3 protein-coding genes and 1 pseudogene are annotated in these 2,908 nt (G+C 65.5%); 2 read left to right on the top strand and 2 right to left on the bottom strand.

The features are described from left to right. Positions 1–109: pseudogene (locus QTI04_RS34090) on the top strand (IS66 family transposase); the annotation flags it as partial. 101 nt (positions 110–210) lie between these two features. Here QTI04_RS34090 and istB read toward each other — a convergent pair. Together istB and istA are read right to left on the bottom strand one after the other, a co-directional pair. Next, complete coding sequence (gene istB, locus QTI04_RS34085; protein ID WP_286619622.1) at positions 211–1,050, bottom strand: IS21-like element helper ATPase IstB; 840 nt, start codon at positions 1,048–1,050, stop codon at positions 211–213. Further along, positions 1,047–2,528 (bottom strand): IS21 family transposase, encoded by a 1,482-nt coding sequence (gene istA, locus QTI04_RS34080; RefSeq protein ID WP_286619624.1) that lies wholly within the window; start codon positions 2,526–2,528, stop codon positions 1,047–1,049. The genes istB and istA overlap by 4 nt, the downstream gene beginning before the upstream one ends. A gap of 212 nt (positions 2,529–2,740) precedes the next feature. On the opposite strand from istA, the gene QTI04_RS34075 reads away from it, so the two are divergent. Then, a partial coding sequence (locus tag QTI04_RS34075; protein WP_286619623.1) for a transposase occupies positions 2,741–2,908 on the top strand: 168 nt, incomplete at its 3' end.

Raw genomic sequence — 2,908 nt, 5'->3', positions numbered from 1 at the left:
TGAGGAGGCGATCCCGAAGGCAGCCCGGTCACCGGACCAGCTGGCCACACGGTTCGTCAAACTCATTGGCAAGCTCTACCGCGCCGAGGCGCGAGCCGAGAAGTGGTCGCCTGTGGCGCGACGATCTGGGTGATAGGCGCGCGACAAACAAGATGAGAGAAGTTGTCGCGGCCGAAGGATGATGCCGGCGTTGATTGACGCTGGCAAGGGTCAAGCGGCGGGTTGTTTGTCGCGCGGGGTTGGGACGCCGACGTTCCTTGGTGTGGCGAAGCTCGCGGGACGCCCCGGTCCGTGCTGCTTGCGTTGCATTGCGGTGCGTCTTCGGTAGCTCTCGACGTTGAGCTCGAAGATCGTCGAGTGGTGCACGAGTCGATCGACGGCAGCCAGGGTCATGGCTGGATCCGGGAAGACCTTGTTCCATTCGCCGAAGGGCTGGTTGGCGGTAATGAGCAGGGAGCGACGCTCGTAGCGAGCACTGATCAACTCGAACAGGACCGAGGTCTCGGCCTGGTCCTTGGTGACGTAGGCGAAGTCATCGAGGACGACGAGATCGAAGTGATCGAGGCGGTTGATCGCCGCTTCCAGGGCCAGCTCCCGACGAGCGACCTGCAGTCGCTGGACGAGGTCGGAGGTGCGCGCAAAGAGCACGCGCCAGCCCTTCTCGAGCAGCGCCAGGCCGATGGCCGAGGACAAGTGCGACTTGCCGCCCCCGGGCGGCCCCATGAGGATCAAATTGGCGCCGTTGCGCAACCAGCCATCGCCGGCGCACAGTGCCGAGACCTGCGCCTTGGACACCATCGGCACGGCGTCGAAGTCGAAGTTCTCCAGGGTCTTGCCAGGCAGAAGCTTGGCCTCGCCGAGGTGACGTTCGATGCGGCGCCGGTCGCGCTCAGCGATCTCATGCTCGGCCAAGGTCATGAGCAGCCGCGCAGCGGGCCAGCCCTCCTTGTCCGAGCGATCGGCGAAGGTGGGCCATATCTGCTTGAGCGCGGGCAGCCGCAGTTCGTTGAGCAGCAGCGTCAGGCGCGTCGTGTCGAATTCTTCATTCATGCTTGCACTCCCATGTCGAGGTTGACCAAGGCCTCGTAGTCGCTCAGCGAGGCCAGTTGCACGCACACCTCCGGCAAGCGAGCCGGATCCGGCGTGAAGCGCGTCCACAGCGCCTTGAGATCGGGTAGTCGACGCTCGGACAGGCCCTGGGTCAGCACGTCGGCGAGTTGGGCTTCGCAGACACGCTCGTGCGCCAGGCTCAGCAGCTCGACCATCGCCTTGCAGGCCGCGCGTGGTGGAAGCTCCTCGCAAAGACGATCGAACGTCAGTCGATAGGCTTCACGAGGGAAGAGCCGGTCCCGGTAGACCAGGTTGAGCAGGGCCATCGGCTTGCGACGCAGCGCATGGATGACGTGCCGGTAGTCGACGACATGACCATGCCTGCCATTGGCGCCAGGGCGGCCGCGCTCGAGCGTCATCAGCGACGTGCCGCCGAGTAGCAGTTCCAGCCGGTCGTCATAGAGCCGCACGCGCAGACGATGGCCGATCAGCCGCGAGGGGACGGTATAGAACACCTTGCGTAGGGTGAAGCCCCCGGCCGAGGTTACGTAGACGAGCGTCTCCTCGTAGTCGCAGGTGCGTGACGGTGGCAGCGGTTGGAGCGTGGCGCGTTCGGCATCGATGCGCTTGCCGTTGCGCGCGTTGTGGCGGCTGACGATCTCGTCGATGAAGCGGCGATAGGCCAGAAGGTCGGAGAAGTCGCTGCTGCCGCGCAGCAGCACGGCGTCGCGGATCGCGCTCTTGAGATGGCCATGAGGACTCTCGATGGCGCCGTTCTCATGGGCGACGCCGCGGTTGTTGCGCGTGGGCTGCATGCCGTAGTGAGCGCACAGCGCGTCGTAGCGCGTGGTCAAGTCATCTCGCGCTTGCGGCTCCAGGTTGCGGAACGCTGCCGACAGGCTGTCGCTGCGATGCTCAAGCGGGGAACCTCCCAACGCCCACAGCGCGTTCTGCAACCCCTCGGCGAGGGCGACATAGCTCTCCCCGCCGAGGATGACGTGCGCGTGCTCGAAGCCCGAGCAGGCCAGGCGGAAGTGATAGAGGCGGTGGTCCAGCGTCACGCCAGCCACAGTGATGCCCAGAGCATCCATCTCTGTGAAGTCGGACAGCCCCAGACGACCGGGCTCGTGGACCTGACGGAAGATGACATCGCGTTCTTCGCCATGGATGGCGCGCCAGCCACGGATACGCCGCTCCAGCGTCCGACGAACACCGGGCGGCAGTTCAGGATGGCGCCGCATCACCTCCTCAAACACCGCTACCGGGCGCACGCCAGGCGCCGCCTTGAGCAGCGGAATTACTTCGGCGTCGAAGATCTCGGCCAGCGGATCAGGGCGACGTCGCTCGCGTGGCGTCTTCTTCTGCGAAGGCAGGCGCGGGTCCTGCTCGACACGGTAGGCCGTCGCGACACTGAAACCGGCGCGCGCGGCCGCCTTGGGCGGCCCTTCGGACAATCTGTGCTTCATGTAAAGCCTCATCTGGTAGTCGTTGATGTGATGTCCGGGCACGGCAGGCTCTCGTGTTCACAAGATCCATGCTCCATACCCGATCTACCGCGACCACCAACGGGGCCTCCGATCGAGGACGCCCCAAAGGCGCGCGCGGTGGTGGAACGGTTCCGGGCTACGCCCGGCCCCGTTCCAGCACCGCGGTTCTTCTCATCCAGATTGACGCGCTGTTCTCATCCTGACTGACGCGCAGCAGGTCGCCGCAGCGCCGCGGGCGGCTGCGCAAGCGCTACAGCGCTTCGGTGGTGGCCAACATCGAGCAACTGCTGCTCATGAATCTGCACGCCGTCGCGCCAACGAGTTTGCTGGGCGAGGCCCTGCACTACCTGCACGGGCAGTGGCCCAAGCTC

The organism is Variovorax sp. J22R115, from assembly GCF_030317005.1.
GTDB lineage: Bacteria > Pseudomonadota > Gammaproteobacteria > Burkholderiales > Burkholderiaceae_C > Variovorax.
This window is presented reverse-complemented; position numbering and strand designations above follow the sequence as displayed.